Source organism: Aeromonas sp. s9 (assembly GCF_040907765.1).
In the GTDB taxonomy this organism is placed as follows: Bacteria; Pseudomonadota; Gammaproteobacteria; order Enterobacterales; family Aeromonadaceae; genus Aeromonas; species Aeromonas caviae.
In genome coordinates, this window is the sequence record NZ_JBFOCK010000081.1 from 52,740 (window position 1) to 73,842 (window position 21,103).

The 21,103-nt window shown below is 63.5% G+C and carries 18 protein-coding genes; 8 read left to right on the plus strand and 10 right to left on the minus strand.

The features are described from left to right. Positions 1–122: 122 nt before the first annotated feature. From lolE to AB5Y54_RS17375, 3 genes are read right to left on the minus strand one after another with little or no spacing between them, the layout of a single operon-like run. On the minus strand, positions 123–1,364 hold the full coding sequence (lolE, locus tag AB5Y54_RS17365) for a lipoprotein-releasing ABC transporter permease subunit LolE (RefSeq protein WP_039039045.1): 1,242 nt from the start codon (positions 1,362–1,364) through the stop codon (positions 123–125). Further along, complete coding sequence (gene lolD / locus AB5Y54_RS17370; protein WP_010674567.1) at positions 1,364–2,062, minus strand: lipoprotein-releasing ABC transporter ATP-binding protein LolD; 699 nt, start codon at positions 2,060–2,062, stop codon at positions 1,364–1,366. The genes lolE and lolD overlap by 1 nt, the downstream gene beginning before the upstream one ends. Before the next feature lie 40 nt (positions 2,063–2,102). Then, positions 2,103–3,338: a lipoprotein-releasing ABC transporter permease subunit gene (locus tag AB5Y54_RS17375; RefSeq protein WP_010674566.1), complete on the minus strand. Its 1,236-nt coding sequence runs from the start codon at positions 3,336–3,338 to the stop codon at positions 2,103–2,105. 76 nt (positions 3,339–3,414) lie between these two features. Between AB5Y54_RS17375 and AB5Y54_RS17380 the strand changes: the two genes are divergently transcribed. Both AB5Y54_RS17380 and mfd read left to right on the plus strand, forming a co-directional pair. Continuing rightward, positions 3,415–3,990, plus strand: coding sequence for a PilZ domain-containing protein (locus AB5Y54_RS17380; RefSeq protein ID WP_042863798.1), 576 nt, complete (start codon positions 3,415–3,417; stop codon positions 3,988–3,990). Between the two features lie 42 nt (positions 3,991–4,032). Further along, the gene (mfd, locus tag AB5Y54_RS17385; protein ID WP_368154079.1) at positions 4,033–7,497 is read left to right on the plus strand and encodes a transcription-repair coupling factor; all 3,465 of its coding nucleotides are present in this window, start codon (positions 4,033–4,035) and stop codon (positions 7,495–7,497) included. A gap of 523 nt (positions 7,498–8,020) precedes the next feature. Here mfd and fbp read toward each other — a convergent pair. Together fbp and AB5Y54_RS17395 are read right to left on the minus strand one after the other, a co-directional pair. Next, positions 8,021–9,055 (minus strand): class 1 fructose-bisphosphatase, encoded by a 1,035-nt coding sequence (fbp, locus tag AB5Y54_RS17390; protein ID WP_029314452.1) that lies wholly within the window; start codon positions 9,053–9,055, stop codon positions 8,021–8,023. After that, on the minus strand, positions 9,043–9,285 hold the full coding sequence (locus AB5Y54_RS17395; protein ID WP_125117245.1) for a hypothetical protein: 243 nt from the start codon (positions 9,283–9,285) through the stop codon (positions 9,043–9,045). Before AB5Y54_RS17395 ends, fbp begins: the two co-directional genes overlap by 13 nt. A gap of 143 nt (positions 9,286–9,428) precedes the next feature. Between AB5Y54_RS17395 and AB5Y54_RS17400 the strand changes: the two genes are divergently transcribed. Further along, positions 9,429–11,045, plus strand: a complete 1,617-nt coding sequence (locus AB5Y54_RS17400; protein WP_045524768.1) for a peptide ABC transporter substrate-binding protein — start codon at positions 9,429–9,431, stop codon at positions 11,043–11,045. A 50-nt stretch (positions 11,046–11,095) separates the two neighbouring features. Here AB5Y54_RS17400 and AB5Y54_RS17405 read toward each other — a convergent pair whose 3' ends face one another. The 3 genes from AB5Y54_RS17405 to sixA all read right to left on the minus strand — a co-directional run bounded on the left by AB5Y54_RS17405 (position 11,096) and on the right by sixA (position 13,009). After that, a complete protein-coding gene (locus AB5Y54_RS17405; RefSeq protein ID WP_041215261.1) occupies positions 11,096–12,016 on the minus strand; it encodes a DMT family transporter in 921 nt (306 codons plus the stop codon). Between the two features lie 185 nt (positions 12,017–12,201). Further along, positions 12,202–12,408 (minus strand): DUF1107 domain-containing protein, encoded by a 207-nt coding sequence (locus AB5Y54_RS17410; protein ID WP_005324080.1) that lies wholly within the window; start codon positions 12,406–12,408, stop codon positions 12,202–12,204. A gap of 133 nt (positions 12,409–12,541) precedes the next feature. After that, positions 12,542–13,009, minus strand: coding sequence for a phosphohistidine phosphatase SixA (gene sixA / locus AB5Y54_RS17415; protein ID WP_052814502.1), 468 nt, complete (start codon positions 13,007–13,009; stop codon positions 12,542–12,544). Between the two features lie 162 nt (positions 13,010–13,171). On the opposite strand from sixA, the gene AB5Y54_RS17420 reads away from it, so the two are divergent. Continuing rightward, the gene (locus AB5Y54_RS17420) at positions 13,172–15,946 is read left to right on the plus strand and encodes an insulinase family protein (protein WP_052814501.1); all 2,775 of its coding nucleotides are present in this window, start codon (positions 13,172–13,174) and stop codon (positions 15,944–15,946) included. Between the two features lie 284 nt (positions 15,947–16,230). On the opposite strand, the gene AB5Y54_RS17425 is transcribed toward AB5Y54_RS17420, so the two are convergent. Continuing rightward, positions 16,231–16,878: a thiopurine S-methyltransferase gene (locus AB5Y54_RS17425; protein ID WP_010674558.1), complete on the minus strand. Its 648-nt coding sequence runs from the start codon at positions 16,876–16,878 to the stop codon at positions 16,231–16,233. A 110-nt stretch (positions 16,879–16,988) separates the two neighbouring features. After that, positions 16,989–18,359, minus strand: coding sequence for a leucine-rich repeat-containing protein kinase family protein (locus AB5Y54_RS17430; protein WP_052814500.1), 1,371 nt, complete (start codon positions 18,357–18,359; stop codon positions 16,989–16,991). Between the two features lie 260 nt (positions 18,360–18,619). On the opposite strand from AB5Y54_RS17430, the gene AB5Y54_RS17435 reads away from it, so the two are divergent. From AB5Y54_RS17435 to AB5Y54_RS17450, 4 genes are all read left to right on the plus strand, one after another. Beyond that, positions 18,620–19,150, plus strand: coding sequence for a MarR family winged helix-turn-helix transcriptional regulator (locus AB5Y54_RS17435; RefSeq protein ID WP_104452887.1), 531 nt, complete (start codon positions 18,620–18,622; stop codon positions 19,148–19,150). Continuing rightward, the gene (locus tag AB5Y54_RS17440; RefSeq protein WP_052814498.1) at positions 19,147–19,929 is read left to right on the plus strand and encodes a HEAT repeat domain-containing protein; all 783 of its coding nucleotides are present in this window, start codon (positions 19,147–19,149) and stop codon (positions 19,927–19,929) included. The genes AB5Y54_RS17435 and AB5Y54_RS17440 overlap by 4 nt, the downstream gene beginning before the upstream one ends. Then, positions 19,926–20,297: a DUF6616 family protein gene (locus tag AB5Y54_RS17445; protein ID WP_045524762.1), complete on the plus strand. Its 372-nt coding sequence runs from the start codon at positions 19,926–19,928 to the stop codon at positions 20,295–20,297. The genes AB5Y54_RS17440 and AB5Y54_RS17445 overlap by 4 nt, the downstream gene beginning before the upstream one ends. Positions 20,298–20,682: 385 nt before the next feature. After that, positions 20,683–21,084 (plus strand): hypothetical protein, encoded by a 402-nt coding sequence (locus AB5Y54_RS17450; RefSeq protein WP_162231286.1) that lies wholly within the window; start codon positions 20,683–20,685, stop codon positions 21,082–21,084. Positions 21,085–21,103: the final 19 nt, after the last annotated feature.

Here is a 21,103-nt window from a genome sequence, read left to right on the forward strand (position 1 = left end):
ACACGGCACCGGGCATCATCTCCTCCTGCGTATTGCCTCGATAACCGCCACTTCGGGGGGTTCCCCACAAAAGAGTGACAATAAAAAGGGCCCCGCAGGGCCCGTTATCACATCCATGGGTATCAATGCCCCAGCTCCCGGGACGGCACCAGGCCGCTCGCCCGCCAGGCGGGATAGAGGGTCGCCACCAGGCTCATCAGGATGGCGGCGCCGGTCACGATGAGCAAGTCCTGCATGTGCAGCTCGGTCGGCAGGAAGTCGATGAAGTAGATGTCCGGATTGAGGAAACGGTGCCCGATCACTCCTTCGATGGCGCTCAGGATCTGGGTCAGCTTGCTGGAGAGCAGGCCGCCCAGCAGGGCGCCTAGCAAGGCTCCCGCCACCCCGTTCACCATCCCCTGGATGACGAAGGTAAGCCGGATCTGGCCCGGGCTCGCCCCCATGGTCTTCAAGATGGCAATCTCGCTGCGCTTCTCATTCACCGCCATCACCAGGGTGGAGACGATGTTGAAGCAGGCCACCGCCACCACCATCAGCATCACCACGTACATCACGGTGCGCACCATCTGGATGTCCTGATAGAGATAACCCTGACGGCTCATCCAGCTACTGATATAGACGTAGTGCGGAAATTTCTGGGCCGCCGCCACCGTAATGGACTGGGCCTTGAGCACGTCGCTCACCTTGAGGCTGAACCCCTCCACCGCGCTGCCCATGCCGGTGATGGCCTGGGCGTCCGCCAGGTGCATGAAGCCGAGCAGGCCGTCGAGCTGGCCACCGATCTCGAGCAGCCCTACCACGGTGAGCGCCTCCCGTTTCGGGTTCTTGATGCCGGCGGCATCACCCGCCTGGGGCAGCAGCAGGGTGACGGTGTCCCCTGTCTTGACCCCCAGCTTGTCGGCGATGATCTTGCCGAGGATTACTCCGTGTTCACCCGCCTGCAGCTCGCGAAGGCCCCGACCCGTCATGAAGTTGCCCGCATCGGAGAGATTGGCTTCCAGCTCCGGCAGCACCGCACGCAGCTGGACCCCCTTGAGGGCGGAGCCGTGCTCCAGCAGGCCGTCCAGGCGAATGACGGGCGCAGCCGCCTCCACCCCGGGCTGGGCCAGCAGGTAGTCCCTGAGCCGCGGCCAGTCAGGCAGCGGCGCTTCCATGCCGATGAGCTCGCCGTGAGGGACCACGGAGAGCACCCGGTTCTTGAGCTCCCGCTCGAACCCGTTCATGGCGGAGAGGCCAAGAATGAGGGCCATCACCCCGAGGGCGATCCCGATGAGGGAGGAGGCCGAAATGAAGGCGATGAAGCCGTTGCGGCGGCGGGAGCGGCTGTAACGCAGGCCCAGGAACAGGGGCAGCGGCTTGAACATCAGGCGACCTCCGCCATGATGCCGCTCACCAGGGTGACCCGGCGGTGGAGCTTGGCGGCCAGGCTCAAGTCATGGGTCACCACCACGAACGCGGTGCCAAGCTCGCGGTTGAGCTCGCACAAGAGCTCATAGACGGCGGTGGCGCTGGCATGATCCAGGTTGCCGGTGGGCTCGTCCGCCAGCACCAGGCTGGGTTCGTTGACCAGGGCACGGGCGATGGCCACCCGCTGGCGCTCACCACCGGAGAGCTCGGACGGTCTGTGGTTGAGACGGTGGGAGAGCCCCACCCGCCCCAGCATCTTGCTCGCCTTCTCGGTGGCGCTGGCCACCGACTCACCGGCGATCAGCAGCGGCATGGCCGCATTTTCCAGCGCGCTGAATTCCGAGAGCAGGTGGTGGAACTGGTAAACGAAACCCAGCTCCTGGTTGCGAAACCTCGCCTGGGTGCGGCTGTCCCAGCCATGGATGTCCTGCCCCTTGAACAGCACGGCGCCGCTGGAAGGGTTGTCCAGCGCCCCCATCAGGTGCAGCAGGGTGGTCTTGCCGGAGCCCGAGCTCCCCACCACCGCCAGCATCTCCCCGGGGGCGACGTCCAGCTCGATCCCCTTGAGTACCTGGGTCTCCAGATTGCCCTCTTTGTAGACATGATTGAGGGCCTGACAGCGCAGCAGCGGCTCGCAGGAGACGGATTGATTCATAACGGGGGCTCCACTTGCACCTGTAACAACAGAAGATGAATTATTCATAACGCAGCGCCTCCGCCGGTTTGACCCGGGCCGCGCGGGAGGCCGGGTAAAGGGTGGCACTGAAGCTGAGCAGCACGGCGCCCAGCAAAATGGTCATGACCTGGGCCGGCTCGACGATGACCGGCAGACCGCTGCCCCCTGCCGCCATATAGAGGTTGAGCCCAAGGGCATTGAGCAGAGGATTGAGGCCAAAGCAGAGCGCCAGCCCCGCCAGCCCCCCGAACAGGGCGCCGATTACGCCGCTCGACGCCCCCAGCACCATGAAGATCTTGACGATGCCGGATTCGCTCATGCCCATGGTACGCAGGATGGCCACCTCCCCTTCCTTGTCGGTGACCACCATCACCAGGGCGGAGAGGATGTTGAAGGTGGCGACCGCGATGATCAGCACCAGCATCAGCCCCATCATCCGTTTTTCCATGGCCACCGCCTGGAACAGCTCGCCGCGCTCGCGGCGCCAGTCCTGCCACTCCAGCCCGTCCGGCAACGCGGTCTTCACCACCTCGTCGGCGGCGAAGGGATCGTCCAGCCAGAGGCGGATGCCGCCCACCTTGTCTGCGGGCAGGCGCAGCATGCGCTGGGCATCCCCCAGGGCAATCAGGGCCACCTGGCTGTCCACGTCGGCGCCGACCCCGAAAATGCCGGAGACGGTGAAAAGACGCTGGGCCGGCACCCGGCCAAAGGGGGTAAAGCGGGTACCTTCGGTCAGGATGAGACGCACCTGGTCGCCGATGGAGACCTTGAGTCGGCTGGCCACCCCCTGCCCCAGCACGATGTGGTATTCACCGGCCTGCAGGCTGTCAAGGCGCCCTCCCAGCATCTGGGCGTGCAGGATGTCATCCTTGGGCCAGCGGGCGGGATCGATCCCCTGCACGCTCACGCCGGTGAGCTGACCCGGGCTTTGCAGCATGCCTTCGCTGTCGAGCATGGGGGCCGTGGCCACCACGTGGGGCAAGCGGGCCAGGTCGGGCAGACCTTCGGGCTCGGCCTCGATGCGTCCGGCCTGATTGGTCACCACCACATGGGGGATCACACCGAGGATGCGCCCCTTGAGCTGGCCTTCGAACCCGTTCATCACCGAGATCACCACCATCAGGGCGGCGACCCCGATGGCGATGCCAAAGGTGGAGAACAGGGAGATAAAGGAGACGAAGCGGTTACTGCGTCGCGAGCCTGCATAACGCAGGCCGATGGCCAGCGACAGTGGCTGAAAAAGTCCGGTCTTCAAGGATATCTACGTTGCCAACGAAATAAGATACCGGATAATAAAGGGAAACCGTCTATGACAACAAGGGATAGCCTCCATGCAGGAACAGTTCTTCAGCGTCACCCATGCCACGCCGGTCAATGTGATCCCCATGCCGGCCGACTTTCGTCTGCCGACGCTGGAGGCCCTGGAGGCCGAGTTGCCCGAGCCGTTTCGCATCGCCTCCGCCATCACCTCCATCGATCTGGTGAGCAGCCGGCTGCTGCGCAGCCAGAACGAGTCCATGCACGATCTGGTCGAGATCATCAACCAGCAGTCCCGCAAGATCGACATGATCATGGGCTATGTGCTGGCGGCCCAGGATCACCCCGAGCACCGCTTCCACACCCTGCGCTTTGGCGCCGGGCAGCTCACCTACCTGCACCCCCACCAGGGGCACGGGGAGGCCCCCGCCCTGCACCAGATAGTGCGGCTCAAGATTTTCCTGCGGGAAGAGGCCTCCGCCGTCTACTGCTACGGCGAGGTTGTGCAGCGGGACGCCGGAGAGCACGGCACCCACGTCGTGCTCGACTACGTGCGCATCCGCGAGGATGACCGGGAGCTGCTGGTGCGCGCCAGCCTGCATGTGCAGTCGAAACAGCTCAAGCTGCGTGCCCAGGAACGTCAGCGCTAACCCAGGTCCATGTCAAAAGAACGCCAACAGTAAAAGACTCCGATGATGCCAATGACCCTCCCCGCCTTGCCCGCCAAAGCGGGCCAGAAGACAACGTTCGGCCAGCTGGCCGGCAGCAGCCTGGCTCTGGTTGCCGCCCGCCTCACCCGGGAAGCCCGAAGACCCGTCCTGCTGGTCACCGCCGATACCCCGAGCGCCCTGCGCCTTGAACAGGAACTGGGGTTCCTGCTGGCGGGTCAGGATTGCCCGGTGCTGCTGTTTCCGGACTGGGAGACCCTGCCCTACGACAGCTTCTCTCCCCATCAGGACATCATCTCCCAGCGCCTCGAGACCCTCTACCAGTTGCCGCAGATGCGCCACGGCGTGCTCATCGTGCCCATCTCCACCCTGATGCTGCGCACGGCGCCCCAGGCTTATCTCGACAAATACAGCCTGATGGTCACAAGCGGCCAGCGCCTCAACCTGCAGCAGCTGCGCGGGCGTCTGGCGGAGGCGGGCTACGTGGCGGTGGAACAGGTGCTGGAGCACGGCGAATTCGCCGCCCGCGGCTCCCTGCTGGATCTCTTCCCCATGGGGAGCAGCCGCCCCTATCGCATTGATTTTTTCGACGACGAGGTGGACTCCATCCGCCCGTTCGACCCCGAGACCCAGCGCTCCAGCGAGCCGGTGAAGTCGGTGAGCCTCCTGCCCGCCCGGGAATTTCCCACCGACGAGGGGGCCATCGAGCTGTTTCGTGGCCAGTATCGCGAACAGTTCGAGATCTCCCGGGCCGAGGGCTCCGTCTATCAGGAGGTGAGCAAGGGGCGCTGGCCCGCCGGCATCGAATACTACCTGCCGCTCTTCTTCAACCAGACCGCCAGCCTGTTTGACTACCTGCCAGGCAACACCCTGCTGCTCACCGTGGGGGAGATCTACCCCGCGGCCCAGCGCTTCTGGAACGACATCGGCCAGCGCTATGAAGACAGGCGCTGGGACAACACCCGTCCCCTGCTGCCGCCCCAGCAGATCTATCTGCCGGTGGAGCAGCTGTTTGCCGCTCTGGGTCAGTACGCGGCCGTACGGCTGCAGGAGGCCCCCACCGCCGGTGATGCGGGGCAGCACGACCTGCCTCTCTCGGCGCTACCGGATCTTCAGCTCGATCACAGCAAGGAGCAGCCGCTGCTGGCCCTCAGCCAGTTCCTGCAAGGCTTTGCCGGGCGCACCCTGTTTGCGGTGGAGTCCGAGGGGCGGCGCGAGGGGCTCGGGGATCTGCTCGCACGGATCAACCTGCAACCCCGGGAGTTTGCCTCCCTCGACGCCTTCCTCTCGAGCGATGAGCGCCACGGGCTGCTGGTCTGCCCCCTGGAGCGGGGCTTCCTGCTGCAAGAGCCCGGCCAGACGCCCCTTGCCCTCATCACCGAAGCCGAGCTGCTCGGCGGCAAGATCCGCAGCAAGCGCCAGCGGGACAAGAACAAGAACCTGAGCTCGGATGCGGTGATCCGAAACCTGGGCGAGCTGACCCAGGGCCAGCCGGTGGTGCACCTGGATCACGGGGTCGGTCGCTACCTGGGGCTCGAGACCATAGACGCAGGCGGCCTGCCCACCGAGTTTCTGACCTTGGAATACGCCGGCGGCGACAAGCTGTTCGTGCCGGTCACCAGTTTGCACCTGATCAGCCGCTACACCGGCTCCGACAACCCGCCCAGCCACAAGCTCGGCGGCGAGGCCTGGGTCAAGGCGCGGCGCAAGGCGGCGGAAAAGGTGCGGGACGTGGCGGCCGAGCTGCTGGATGTCTATGCCATGCGGGCAGCCCGTCACGGTTTTGCCTTCAAACACGACCGGGAGGCCTACCGCCAGTTTGCCGCGAGCTTCCCGTTCGAGGAGACCGAGGATCAGCTCAACGCCATCAATGCGGTGCTCGGCGACATGTGCCAGGCCAAGAGCATGGACAGGCTGGTGTGCGGCGACGTGGGCTTTGGCAAGACCGAAGTGGCGATGCGGGCGGCGTTTGTGGCCGTGCACGGCGGCAAGCAGGTGGCGGTGCTGGTGCCCACCACCCTGCTCGCCCAGCAGCACTACGACAACTTCCGCGACCGCTTCGCCAACTGGCCGGTGCGGGTGGAGGTGCTGAGCCGCTTCCGCTCCGCCAAGGAGCAGAGCGCGGTGATGAAGGAGATGGCCGAGGGCAAGGTGGACATCATCATCGGCACCCACAAGCTGCTCGGCGCCGAGCTCACCTTCAAGGATCTGGGGCTGCTCATCGTCGACGAGGAGCACCGCTTCGGGGTGCGCCAGAAGGAGAAGATCAAGGCGCTGCGCGCCGACGTGGATATCCTCACCCTCACCGCCACCCCCATTCCCCGCACCCTCAACATGGCCATGTCCGGCATGCGGGATCTCTCCATCATCGCCACCCCGCCCGCCAAGCGGCTCGCCATCAAGACCTTCGTGCGCCAGCACGAGCCGGCGGTGGTGCGCGAGGCGGTACTGCGGGAGTTGAAGCGTGGCGGCCAGGTCTACTACCTGCACAACGACGTGGAGAGCATCGAGAAGTGCGCCGCCGATCTTGCCGAGCTGGTGCCGGAGGCGCGCATCGGCATCGCCCACGGCCAGATGCGCGAGCGGGAGCTCGAGCGGGTGATGTCGGACTTCTACCACCAGCGCTTCAACCTGCTGGTGTGCACCACCATCATCGAGACCGGCATCGACGTGCCGAGCGCCAACACCATCATCATGGACCGGGCGGATCACCTTGGCCTGGCCCAGCTGCACCAGCTGCGGGGCCGGGTCGGGCGCTCCCACCACCAGGCCTATGCCTACCTGCTCACCCCCCATCCCAAGCTGATGACCAAGGATGCGGCCAAGCGGCTGGAGGCCATCGCGTCCCTCGAAGATCTCGGCGCCGGCTTTGCGCTCGCCACCCACGATCTGGAGATCCGGGGCGCGGGCGAGCTGCTGGGCGACGATCAGAGCGGCCAGATCGAATCGGTGGGCTTCACCCTCTACATGGAGATGCTGGAGCAGGCGGTGGAGGCGCTCAAACATGGCAAGGAGCCGTCGCTGGAGCAGCTCATGAGCCAGCACACCGAGGTGGAGCTGCGCCTGCCCGCCTTGCTCCCGGACGACTACATCCCGGACGTCAACATGCGCCTCTCCATGTACAAGCGCATCGCCAGTGCCGCCGACGAGCAGGAGCTGCGGGAGCTCAAAGTGGAGCTCATCGATCGCTTCGGCCTCTTGCCGGAGCCGACCAAGACGCTGATGGAGCTGGCCGCCTTCCGCCAGCGCGCCACGGCGCTGGGGATTCGCCGGGTGGAGATGAGCGAGCGCGGCGGCTATCTGGACTTTACCCAGGAAACCAAGGTCAACCCGGCCTATCTGGTCAAGCTGCTCTCGGAGCAGCCGCGCATCTACAAGATGGACGGGCCGACCCGGCTGCGCTTCCAAGTACCGACCCAGGACAGGGCCATGCGCCTCAAACTGGTGGACGGCCTGCTGGCGGATCTCGCCCGCCATGCCACCCCCTGAGGGAAAGCATGACGTCAGCAGGGCGCGACCTGCCGCCTACAACAACGGGAGCCCCAGGGCTCCCGTTTCGTTGCTGGCAAGGGGCGGCATCTCGCCCCCGGCCCGCCTTCTTGCCTCCCGATGCCTCGGTTCGCCCTCCTGGCAGCACCATTTTGCCGCCGAATCCATCTGTTGATACGATGCATTGAGTCATAACCCATCTGAAAAACAGATGGATGTGGGGATGATCGTGGGCAAAAACGGGGTCAACGCGCCTCGATAGCCCCGCAGATGGCCCGTGCCGTATTTATCCCGCCCAGGTATCCAGACCAGGTATCCAGACCAGGTATCCCGGCCAGGGGCCACCAGCCATTGCACCGCGACCGCCGAGGCGCCGCGTCGGTCCGTCAGTCCGTCAGTCCGTCAGTCCGTCAGTCCGTCAGTCCGTCAGTCCGTCAGCATATCAACCTGGCTACATCCGCCTGCACGCCAATAAAAACGGGAGCCTTGACGGCTCCCGTGACGAAGGGACGCTGGCCCGGGCTTAGCCCTGGTTGGCCGGATCCTCGTGGGCGGAGAACTCCCGCATGAAGGCCTCGGCCCGCTCCACCATCCTGGTGGACCCGACGAAGTAGGGGGTGCGCTGGTGCAGAGCGGTAGGCTGGATGTCCATGATGCGGCCAAAGCCATCGGACGCCTTGCCACCGGCCTGCTCCACCAGGAAGGCCATGGGGTTGCACTCATAGAGCAGGCGCAGCTTGCCGTTCGGGGAGTTGGTGCCGGACGGGTAGATGTAGATGCCCCCCTTGAGCAGGTTGCGGTGGAAATCCGACACCAGGGAGCCGATGTAGCGGGAGGTATAGGGCCTGTGAGTCGCCTCGTCACGCTCCTGGCAGTATTTCAGGTACTTCTTCACCCCGTCCGGGAACTTGATGTAGTTGCCCTCGTTGATGGAGTAGATCTTGCCCTCCTCCGGAATGCGGATGTTCTCGTGGGAGAGGCAGAAGCAGCCGATGGAGGGGTCATAGGTGAAGCCGTTGACCCCAAAGCCGGTGGTGTAGACCAGCATGGTGGAGGAGCCGTAGACCACGTAGCCCGCCGCGACCTGACGGTGACCCGGCTGCAGGAAGTCCTCCAGAGTGACCCCGGCGCCCGGTTTGCTGACCCGGCGGTAGATGGAGAAGATGGTCCCGACCGAGACGTTGACGTCGATGTTGGAGGAGCCGTCGAGGGGGTCTATCAGCACCACGTACTTGGAGTGACGAGAGAGCTCGGAATCGAAGGAGACGAAGTCCTCCTCCTCCTCAGAGGCCATGCCGCACACCTCGCCACGGGCCTCCAGCGCCGCCTTGAAGCGCTCGTTGGCATAGACGTCCAGCTTCTGCTGCACCTCGCCCTGCACGTTTTCGGCGCCGATGGAGCCGATGATGTCCGCCAGACCCGCCTTGTTGATCTCCCGGTTCACCACCTTGGCGGCCAGGCGGATGGAGCTGAGCAAGGAGGTCAGCTCGCCGGTCGCGGTCGGGTAGTCCGCCTGCTTTTTGACGATGAACTCGCCCATGGTGATCATGTTTCGCATTCTTGTTCCTTTAAGATCGTTTCCGTTGGCCGTTGAAAACGTTTGCAAGTGTCGGCAAAAAAAGTGCCGATCCCCGGCAGCGTTGTTTTGTAACCCAATGTAACGCCTGTTTTTTGTTTTTGCAGCGAATTAAGCCGTTCTTTAAATCGCCAGAAAACCGCGCCACCACGGGCTTTCGCCGTGAAACAAGGGTGCCATCCGGCATCTTTTGGGGGGTTAATTCGTGACAAGAATGCATCCGGGCCGACGCGGCGGCCCGCCTTGCTCCCCCTGGCGCCCGGCAATGTTGCGCCAGAGGCTCCCCTCTTGAGATCTGCCCCCCAATCCCGCACACTGGCTGCGCTTTGGAAGCAAAAAAACATAAGGATATTCAATGAAAAAGTCGCTTATCGCCGGGGCGGTTGCCGCTCTGCTCACCCTCCCCGTCCTCGCCGCCCAGGTGCCTGAAGGCACCCAGCTTCTGCCAGCCACCCAGCAAGTGTTCGTGCGCAACATCGGCACCGAGCCTGCCTCCATCGATCCCCAGATGGTGGAAGAGAGCGCGGGCAGCGACGTCGTCAACGATCTGTTCGAGGGGCTCTATACCCTGGATGGCAACGGCAAGCTGCAGGCGGCGGGCGCCCTTGGCTACGAGCTCGATGCCACGGGCACCGTCTACACCTTCAAGCTCAGACCCGATGCCAAATGGTCCAACGGCGAGCCGGTGACGGCGGCGGACTACGTCTATGGCTGGCAGCGGGCGGCGGACCCCAAGAACGCCTCCAACTACGCCTGGTTCATCGAGCTGACCGGCGTCGCCAATGCCAGCGACGTGGTGCAGGGCAAGCAGAGCCCGGATGCCCTGGGGATCAAGGCGCTCGATGACTACACCCTGCAGATCACCCTGAAAAACCCGGTCCCCTTCTTCCTCAAGACCCTCTCCCACTACACCACCTTCCCGGCGCCCAAGGCCACCATCGAGAAGTTCGGTCATGAGTGGGTCAAACCGGCCAACATCGTCTCCAACGGCGCCTTCGCCCTCAAGGAGTGGACCCCGAACGAGCGCCTCATCGCCGAGCGCAACCCCCACTACTGGGACAACGAGCACACCGTGCTGAACAAGGTGATCTATCTGGAGATCGTCTCCGATACCGCGGCCTACAACCGCTATCGTGCGAGCGAGCTGCACTACACCACCTATCCCCTGGAGCAGTATCAGCAGATCAAGCGCCAGAGCCCGGAGGAGCTGGTGAGCGCCCCCATGCTCGCCACCTACTACTACGTCTTCAACACCCAGCGCAAACCCTTTGACGACGTCAGGGTGCGCAAAGCACTCTCTCTTGCCATCGACCGGGACACAATCACGGAGAAGATCCTGGGACAGGGGCAGCTCTCGGCCTTCAGCCTGACCCCGCCGAGCGTGGACGGCTTCGAGCTCAAACGCCCCGCCAGCGAGCTGATGAGCAAGGAAGAGCGCATCAAGCAGGCCAAGGCGCTGCTCGGCGAGGCGGGTTACGGCCCGGACAAGCCGCTGACGGTGGACATCCTCTACAACACCAACGAGGGGCACAAGAAGATAGCGCTCGCCATCTCCTCCATGTGGAAGCACAACCTGGGGGTCAAAGCGGAGCTCAACAACATGGAGTGGAAGACCATGGTGTCGGCCCTGAACGAGGGTGACTTCGGGGTGAGCCGCTACTCCTGGAACGGAGACTACAACGATGCCTCCACCTTCCTCGACATCATGACCTCCAGCAGCAGCGCCAACAGCGGCAAGTGGTTCAACAAGGAGTACGACGCCCTCCTGGCCAAGGCCCATGACGCCAAGGATCCGGCCGAGCGCAACCGCCTCTATCAGCAGGCCGAGGTGCTGATCGACGAGGAGGCCCCCATCGCACCTGTCTACTTCTACGTGAAATCTCGGCTGCTCAAACCCAACGTCAAGGGCTACCCCTACCAGAACCCGCAAGACCTGGTCTATGCCAAGGATCTCTATCTGACGGCGCAGTGACGCTGTGCACCGAACCAAAAAGACCGCCTCGTGGGCGGTCTTTTTTTATCCTACTTCTCCTGACAGCCCGCCACCGCGAGCCGGGCGCGTCTTCGCACCGTCACGGGCCTGACCAGCAACTGCGCCAGCAACACCCCCATCAGGGTCATGCCGCCACCGATGAGGTGATAGCTGGTGAGCCGCTCCCCGAGCCAGCTGATGGCAAGGGCGGCCGTCATGACCGGCAACAGGTTCATGAAGATGGCGGTGCGGCTCGCCCCGAGCAGGGCAATGCCCTGCATCCAGAGCCAGGGCGAGAGGGCAGAGGTCGGGATCCCCGCATAGAGGATGAGCCAGAGGGCGCTGCCATCGGGCCAGTGCCCGTCCACCAACAGATAGAAGGGGGTGAGGAACAGGAGGCTGCACAGCACCTGGCCGTAGAGCATGGACCAGTTGTCCAGCCCCAGATCCCAGCGCTTGAGCAGCACGCTGTAGAGCGCATAGGTGGCCGCCGAGAGCAGCATGTAGACGGAACCGATATGGATGCCCTGGGTCAGCAGCCGGGCCGGATCCCCCTGCCCCAACAAAATCGCCAGCCCCAGAATGGAGATGGCGCCTCCCAGCAGCGCCCCCCAGGTGGGCCGCTCGCGCAGCAACCAGATGCTGAGCAGCACTGTCATCAAGGGGGTCAGCCCCATCATCAGGCCAATCTCGGTGGCCCCCAGGGTCTGGGCCGCGTAATAGCCAAAGGTCTGGTTCAAGACCATGCCGAGCAGGGCCAGCATCGCCAGCTTCGAGAAACCGGCCCGCAGCTTGCGGCGCTCGCGCCAGGCCCGGTGAGCCAGAAACGGGGTCAGCACCAGGGCCGCCACCATCCAGCGCGACCAGGCGAGCGCTGCTGGAGACAACACCCCGACCGCCAGCTTGCTGACGATGCCATTGCCAGCCCAGATGGCCATGCAGGAGAAGGGAAACAGGAAGGCAAGGGGCATTGCGATATCCAGAATAAAAAGGCGGGTATTGCGCGCGAGTATAGAGAGGCAATCAGGATAAGCAAGCCTGCCAACGCAGGAAGAAGCGCCATGACGCGAACGGTTGGCGCCGCGCCCAGGCGCCATCAACAATCATGCCCGCACAGGGGCGGGCATGAGGGGGACCAGGGTCAGCCTGAGGCGCCTCAGGCGGCATCCATGTGGAGCCTTGAAATCAGTTCATTGACCTCGAGCACCGTCTGGCGATGGGGAATGTCGGCTTGCAATGGCATCATCAGCAAGCCCGACTGGAAATCGAAGCGCCCCCTGCCGTGGATGTAAATCCGCCCCTTGAAGAAGGTTTTGACATGTTTTGCCACCATCAGTGGCAGGTACTTCTTGAACACTCTCATCGTTTGCAACCTCTTGAAGTTGTATCCGTATGACAGCAGCTTATGCGAAATAATTCCGTTAAATTTATATAAAAAACCGGAAAATTCGACTCTCTCTTCCCCAAAAAACCAAACTGTAACTTATTATTAACTTTTACCGTATTGTATGCGGTCCTTCCAGCCAGAGCAAGACTCCTTTGCCATCTTGCCATTCGATGCAGGCCAGCCCGGACGTCGCGAACATGGGCGCCCCTGCTGCCGGGCAGAGACTCTGGACCAGATACCCCACCAGCGGCAGGTGGCTGACCATCAGGATGTTGTCATGCTCCGCCGCCAGCGCGGTGAGGTAGCTCGCCACGAAGGCCGGATCGCCATAGGGGGTGATCTCGCCACTCTCCTCGATCTTGAGGGCCTCGGGCAGCTCGGGGGCGATGGCCTGCCAGGTCTGTCTGGCACGCAGGTAGTTGCTGTGGATCACCAGGCTCAGGGAGCCGGTCAGCTGGGGAGCCAGCCAGCCCGCCATGTGGATGGACTCTTCGATGCCTTGTTCGGTCAGTGGACGCTGTTCATCAGTCTTTGCGTTCATGCCAGCCTGGCCATGACGCATGATGTAGATTTTCATTACAACCTCGCCCAGGGGGCCTGTTTAAATAGCCGGGGGATCTTACCCCGCCATGCCGGGGGAAACAATTGCGCTACCTCTCAGAAAAGGGTTTGCCTCGTGAGATAGCGAGGTCGATAATCATGTTTAAATTCAAATAAATTCACCGCGAGTCACGCCCCAATGAGCCCATATGCCAGTCCCAACGACCATCGGCAGTATCACTATCTGGAGCTGGCGAACCGGCTCAGGGTCCTGTTGATCTGCGATCCCGAGACCGACAAATCCGCCGCCTCCCTGGCGGTGAATACCGGCCACTTCGACGATCCTGCGGATCGCCAGGGCATGGCCCATTTCCTCGAGCATATGCTGTTTCTCGGTACCCGCACCTACCCCAAACCCGGTGAATACCAGCAATTCATGAGCCGTCACGGGGGCAGCAACAACGCCTGGACCGGTACCGAGTTCACCAACTTCTTCTTCGACATCGACAACGGCTTCTTCGAGGCGGGGCTCGACCGGTTCTCCCAGTTCTTCATCTGCCCCACCTTTGCACCGGAGTGGGTCGACAAGGAGCGCAACGCGGTGGACTCCGAGTACCGCCTCAAGCTGCAGGACGATGTGCGCCGCGGCTACCAGGTGCACAAGGAGACGGTCAATCCGGACCACCCCTTCTCCAAATTCTCGGTGGGCAACCTCGACACCCTGGCGGATCTCCCCGGCCGGGATCTGCGCTCGGACCTCATTGCGTTCTACGAAACCCACTACAGTGCGGATCGCATGGCGCTGGTCATGCTTTCACCGGCACCCATCGAGACCCAACTGGCCTGGTGTGATCGCTTCTTTGGTGCCATTCCGGATCGCCACCTCGGCCCTCCGGTACTGAGCCATCCTCTCTACCGGCTCGATGATCTCGGCATTCGCATCCAGCTGACCCCGGTCAAGGAGACCCGCAAGCTGGCGCTGACCTTCCCGCTGCCGTGCGTGGATGAGTATTACGACAAAAAACCCCTCACCTTCCTGAGCCACCTCATCGGCTATGAGGGGGAAGGCAGCCTGCTCTCCCTGCTCAAGGGGCGGGGCTGGGTCAATCAGCTCGCCGCCGGCGGCGGCATCAGCGGCGCCAACTTCAAGGACTTTGGCGTGAGCTTTGGCCTCACCCCCCTTGGGCTTGAGCATGTGGACGAGATCATCGCCGCCCTGTTTGGCTATCTGAAGCTCATCGAGCGGGGTGGGGTGCAGGCCTGGCGCTATGAGGAGAAGCGCAGCGTGCTGGAATCCGCCTTCCGCTTCCAGGAGCGGGGCCGGGCCCTCGACACCGTCTCCGGCCTCGTGCTCAACCTGTTCAGCTACGGGCCGGACGATCTGCTCTACGGCGACTACATGATGCGCGAGTTCGATGAGCCGCTGATCCGGCGCTTCCTCGCCAAGCTGACCCCCCACAACCTGCGGGTGACCATCCAGGCCCCGGAAGTGAGTACGGATCGCCTCGCCCGCTGGTACCAGACACCCTACAGCGTCCAGAGCATCAGCGAGGCCGAGAAGATCCGCTGGCAGCAGAGTGAACCGGATCCCGCCCTGCACCTGCCGGCGCCCAACCCCTTCATCAGCACCCGCCTCGACGCCCGTCTGCCGGCGCTGCCCGCCGACATGCCGTCCTGCCTCATCGACAGGCCCGGTTTCCGGCTCTGGCACCTGCACGAGCATCAGTTCAGCGTGCCCAAGGGCAGCCTTTACATCTCCGTCGACAGCGAACATGCGGTCAAGAGCCCGCGTCACATCGCCATGGCGCGTCTGGCCGTGGAACTGCTCACGGATCATCTCAACGCCCTTACCTACCCGGCGGAGCTCGCGGGCCTTGGCTACCAGATTTATGCCCATCAGGGGGGCTTTACCATCAACCTCAGCGGCTTTGCCGACAAGCAACCGCTGCTGCTCGACATGATCCTCGGCAACCGCACCCTGGGGTATCCGGATCCGGCCCGCTTTAGCGAGATCAAGGAGCAGCTTATCCGCAACTGGGAGAACCAGTCCAAGACCCGCCCCATCTCCCAGTTGTTCAACCAGCTCACCAGTTTGCTGCAACCCAACAACCCGCCCTTCGAGCAGCTGTTGCGCCACCTGCGCACCGTCGAACTCGGCGAGATGCCCGGCTTCGTCTCCGAGCTCTTTGCCAGGGTGCATCTGGAGGCCCTGGTACACGGAGACTGGACGGCCGCCGAGGCCCTCGAACTCGCGGCCCTGCTGGAGCGCCACCTCGGTGCCAACAGCCAGCCCAGCGCCGAGACCCGCCGCCCCCTCATCTCCATCCAGGACAGAGGCACCCTCATTCGCGAGCAGGGGTGCGATCACGAGGACTCGGCGCTGCTGGTCTACTACCAGTCGCGCACCACCCGGGCGCGGGATCTCGCCTGCTTCACCCTGGCCAACCACATCATGTCATCCACCTTCTTCCACGAGCTGCGCACCCGCCAGCAGCTCGGTTACGTGGTGGGAGCCGGCAACCTGCCCCTCAACCGCCATCCCGGTCTCATCTTCTATATCCAGTCGCCGGTGGCGGGGCCGCAGATCCTGCTGGATGCGGTGGAGGAGTTCATCGATCTCTTCCCGCTGGCCATGCTGGAGTTCACCGAGCAGCAGTGGCAGGAGAGCAAGGCGGGGTTGCAGGCCCAGCTCAGCGAGCGAGATGCCAACCTGCGCAGCCGCGGCCAGCGGCTCTGGGTCAGCATCGGCAACAAGGATCTGGGTTTTGATCAGCGCGAACGGGTACGCGAGGAGGTGGGCAGGCTCAGCCGTGCCGATCTGGTGCGCTTCATCACCCAGCTGAGATCCCGTACCTCGAATCGCCTCATCCTCTGCAGCTATGGCCTAGGCCACGAGCACGACGAGCGGATCACCGGCCAGTTTGTCGACGATCCCAGGGCATTTCGGCTCAACGCCGCCACCTTCGAAGGCTGACCTCCCCTGTTGGCAACGCGCAGACAATAAAAAGCCGACCCCGTGGAGTCGGCTGGAAAAACCATAATCAATTGCGACCAGAGCCGCCAAAAGTGAACATGAGCGTGAAAATCAGACACTGGGTTGATGTTCGACCGGCGTTCAAACCAGAGCTCACCGGTCGGCACCAGCAGTGATTGAGAAACAGCCTCATCTTAGGCATTTCCCTGATTTTCCACGTTGATCTATGTCAAAGGAGGTAAAACAAGCGCCACTTCCCTCCTTGGCATCGGCCTCGCGCCCTCTCAGCCCCGGCGGATCAGCCGGTAAGCCACCTCGTCGAAATAGGAGAGCTGCCCCGAGAGCACCCTGGGGTGATCCAGCTCCGCCCCCCGGCCCAGCACCTCGACACCAAAGTCGCGCTCAAACAGGGTGCGCACCTCCATCTCCCCTACCGAGAACGGCGGCTGTAGCTGCTGCTCGGGCTGATACTCGAGGGTCACCAGCAACACCTGCCCTCCCGCCTCCACCAGGCGGCTCATCAGGGCGGCATACTGGCGGCGCATGGCGCCCGGCAAGGCGATGAGGGCCGCCCTGTCATAGACCAGGCGATAACGCTGACCAAGCTCCGGAGCGGCGAAGAAGTCCCCCTGATAGATGCGCAGATCCTCGTGCCGGTGGCACTGATAGGGACCCACCTCGCTTCTCTCTGCACTCAGGTTGTTCTCGTCAAAAAACTGGGTAATGGCGAGCTCGGAGAGCTCGAAGCCATCCACCGGATGCCCCTGCTCACGCAGCCAGAGCATGTCCCGGGACTTGCCGCAAAGGGGCACCAGCACGGGGTCGCTCCCTTGCTGGGCCGACCACCAGGATTGCAGCCAGCGGTTGAAATCTGCCTGATGAAAGCCAATCCGGTTCTCTTTCCACTTCTGGTGCCAAAATGCCGCTTCCATCATCTTCCTCTCGTCATCTGCAATGGTGCATCACTATCACAACTTCACCGAAGTGGCGCAAGCCCCATGATCCCGCCCCTGTGCAAGAGAACGCCCACGATGGGCAGGCCTCAGGCCACGACCCCAGGCAGGCTTGTCGCCATCGCTGCCAGCCGGGTCAGGATCTGCGCGAAGGTGGGTCGCCGGGAAGGCACCTCAAAGCCGCACTCTCTGGCCAGTCGATGAAGGGGGTCAAGGTCGGCGTCGCCCCCATTACAGCGCGCCAGCAGCTCGGCCAGCAGGCAGCCAAAGGCCCGCACTTCCAGGCGCTCCAGCCGCCCGGCCAGCACCTCATCGGCGCGGTCGTAACAGGAGGCGGCACCAAAGTCCCCGAGCAGCACCCGGCCCGGCGCCTCCTGCGACGAGTGAGGCATCGCGGGCTGCAAGGAGTACAGCAGGTTGTGTGCGTAGAGATCGCCGTGGAGGATGCCCCGCTCGTGCAGGTGCCGGGCGGCCGCAGCCACCCCCTGCACCATGGCCATCACCTGGGCCGGGGTGAAGTTCAGATCCTCCCCATAGACATCCCGGGTGCAGGAGTCCAGGCTCGGGGGGCCCGCCAGGGTGGCGAAGGCGGGGTCTATCAGGGGCATCACCAGTGCCGGGATGCCGGAGGGATGATCGCTCACTCTCCCCATCACACCGACCAGGTTTGGATGACGACCGGCGGCCAGGGACGCAGTCATCTCGCTCAGGGGCAAGCCATCGCTGGTGACGGCCCCCTTGAAGAGCTTGACCGCCACCGCCCCGGGCCCTTCGGCACCCGCCCACTCGGCGCGATAGATGACGCCGGATGCTCCCTCCCCGAGCACATCCCCCAGTGAGAGCGCCTGCCAGGGGATCTCGGTAGTGAGCTCCGATGTGCCGTTCAGACACGCCTGCTCATCACAGAATGGGTTGCCCGCAAAGGCCAGCCAGGACAGACGCGGCATCGAGGGCAGCCAGCTCGGCAGCGCTGGCAGGCGGTTGGCGGCGATGCGCAAAAGCTCCAAACGGTGGCAACCGGCAAGCGTCTCGGGAAGCTCATGTAGCCGGTTGCCAGAGAGCATCAGCTTTTGCAGGGCGTCACACTGCCCCAGCTCGTCCGGCAGTCGTTCAATGGCATTGTCGGTCAGGATCAACCAGCGCAATCTGGCGGGCAGGGAGGTGGCCGGGACGGTCGCGATGCGGTTGGCCTTGAAGCCCACCATGGTGAGCGCAGGGCAGCGCCCCAGCACCTCGGGCAGTTCGGTGAAGTTGTTCTCGGAGCAGAAGAGGATGCGCAGCTTCTTGCATTCGGCCAGCGCGTCAGGCAACTCGCTCAGCTGGTTGCCGGTGAGATCCAGCACCTCCAGGGTCTCCTTGAGGCTCAGGATCTCGGGAGGGAACACCGCGAGGTTTTCAGCAAGTTTGAGGTGGCGGGCGCCGCAGAGTTCGCCTGCGCGAAGCTGTTCCAGGGTATGCATGGGATCGTCTCTATCAACATTCGGGCTTGCGGTGGCTCACTGCGGGACACTCCCCCCAGACCACAAAGGAGGGGCATTATAGGGAATGACGGCCAAAGATGGCCGATTTTCTTGCAACGCCTTCTCTTGCAAAGGCCCCCCATCGCCACACTCCCGCTCTCCGTTGCCATGGACCATTCCGGTCGCGCGCTTGGGTGGTTGATCATTTGATTGGCGCCATATAGTATGGCGCCATACAAAGTCATTCGAGACTCACCATCATGATCACCCTGGAACAGAAACACCTCGCCCTGCTCGAGGATGCAGAGCGCCGCGGACACGCGGACACCCAAAACATGCGCGTCTGCTTTGAGGTGTTGACCCTCGCCGCTGCCATCGATCAGGCGTGCGCGGCGCGCCTGGCCCCTCACCGCCTCTCCGAAGGCAAGTTCGTGCTGCTGTTTTTGCTGCGCGACCTGCCAGAAGGGTTGGCTCCCCACGAGCTTGCCGACAAGGCGGGGGTCACACGGGCCACCATCACCGGCCTGCTCGACGGGCTGCAACGGGACGGCCTGTTGGCTCGCCACAGCGACAGCCTGGACAGGCGAAAGATCTCGGTGCGCCTGACAGAGCAGGGCCAGGCCCTGGCGCAGCACCTGCTCGATGAGCACAGCCAGTGGATAGGCTCCCTGTTTGCCGGGTTCGATCAGGCAGAGCGGGAAACCCTGAGCGCCCTGCTCAAGCGGGCCTGGCTCAATGTCATCTCATCCCGGGCAGGCTGCACTGAGGCCGCCACAGAGGAGCACCCATGACACGCAGCCGCATCACGGATATCGCCCCCTCACGCCTCGCCCAGCTCAACCGGGGAGAGGCTGAGGCAAGCAACCTGACCGAATGCCTAGCGGTGGATTTTGCCGCCCTGATGCAGTGCACCCTGCCTTCGCTCGGGCCCCAGGCGCTGGCATCGATGCACGCCGCATCCGGGGAGGGCATTACCCGGCGCATGGCACTGGCCGCCAGGCTGCTCCTGGCCGAGAACGGCACGAGGGATCTTGCGGCGCTCAGCCGTCATCCCTCCGATACCGTGCGGGGCTGGGCCTGTTTCATGGTGGGCGCGAGCGAGGGACTGTCGCTCAGCGACCGCCTGGCCCTCATTCGCCCCCTCGCCGATGACCCGCACTTTGGGGTGCGCGAGTGGGCCTGGCTCGCAATGCGAACGACCATTGCTGCGCAGCTGGAGGCGGCCATTGCCGCCCTGGTGCCCTTGACGGCGGAGCCGTCCGAGCGGCTGCGACGCTTTGCCAGCGAAGCGACCCGGCCCCGCGGCGTCTGGTGTACCCATCTTGCGTCCCTGCGACAAGCGCCGGAGCAGGCCCTGATGCTGCTCGAGCCCCTCAAGGCCGATCCCGCCCTCTATGTGCAGGACTCCGTTGCCAACTGGCTGAACGATGCGAGCAAAGACAGGCCACAGTGGGTCACTGACCTCTGCGCGCGCTGGTCTCGCGAAAGCCCCAGTCCCGCGACAACCCGGATTTGTCAACGCGCCTTGCGCACCTTGCGCAAGGGCCAACTCCCGAAGGAACCCCTATGACCCACTATCTGACAGAGCTCTACACCCCCACTCCCGCCTGGCTGGCATTGAGCCAGACGGCTCGTCAGCAGTTCTTCGAGGCCATTGGCACAGGCATGGCCAACCTCGCCGCCCTCGGGGTGGAGCCCATCGCCCTGGGCGAGACCGATGCTGCCACCCTCCATGGTGCGCCCCACCCCTTCTTCGCCATCTGGCGCGGGCCGGATGCCGCAGCCATCGAGGCCCTCGTCCAGGGGATAGCCGCATCGGGCTGGCACGACTACTTCGAGACGGTCAACGCCACCGGCGCCGGGGTCTCTCTGGGCGAGCACCTTGCACAGTTGGCCGCCCTGCCCTGCGCCGCTACATCCAGCCCCGCCCTGGCCTGATAACCCCTAAAAGAGCGTTATCCCACCAGGCTTTGCGTCAGTGCTGCCGACACCGGTGGCACTGTTTTCCATGCACTGCCCTTGCAAACCCAGGTCACCACCACCTGGGAAAGCGGCGCCACAGCCCCGCTCCCTTCCCACTTCCTTCCCACTCCCTTCAAAAAACGCTGATATCTCCTGATGCCGTGATGAGCCATCGCGATGGCACAAGTGAGCAAGATCCGGGTCGTCGTGACAAAGGTTCGCCGCCATAGTGCTTTCAAACCAACAGTCAGAGGTGAAAAGACGCCATAAGGCGTCTTTCTTATTGCTGGTTGTTAGAGCAAACCGGTTAGGCGATCTCCCCCTCCCCGCAACCCACCCAGATCGGGGTGATGGAGGTGATATGAGCCGACCCATCCAGGGATTGGAAGATCTGCACCATGGCTTCCCCGTGGAGCGGGTTGGGCAGCGGCACCGTGGTTTTGCATTTGAAACGGTAACTGGTGCGCCTGCTATCACTTGGGGGGATTTTGAAGAAGTGTTTGATGCTGGACACAGTGGCACTTACCTTTCTGGGCATAACACTCGTGGATGGCCTTCAGAGGCTATGCAGCAAAGCCTTTCCCCTGCCCGGAGAAACCACAGCCTGCCGCCTTGTGTGGATGCGATAGATGAGGCTCTGCCTATCGACTCGGGCACTTACCATGACAACGTTGGCAACAGGGCCTCTATCCCCTTCGCCAGGAGCAAAATTTTCTCGCAAACGATTGGAAAAAGAAAAGGCGCCTCAAGGGCGCCTTTTTGACAGTTTTGCGTGATCTCAG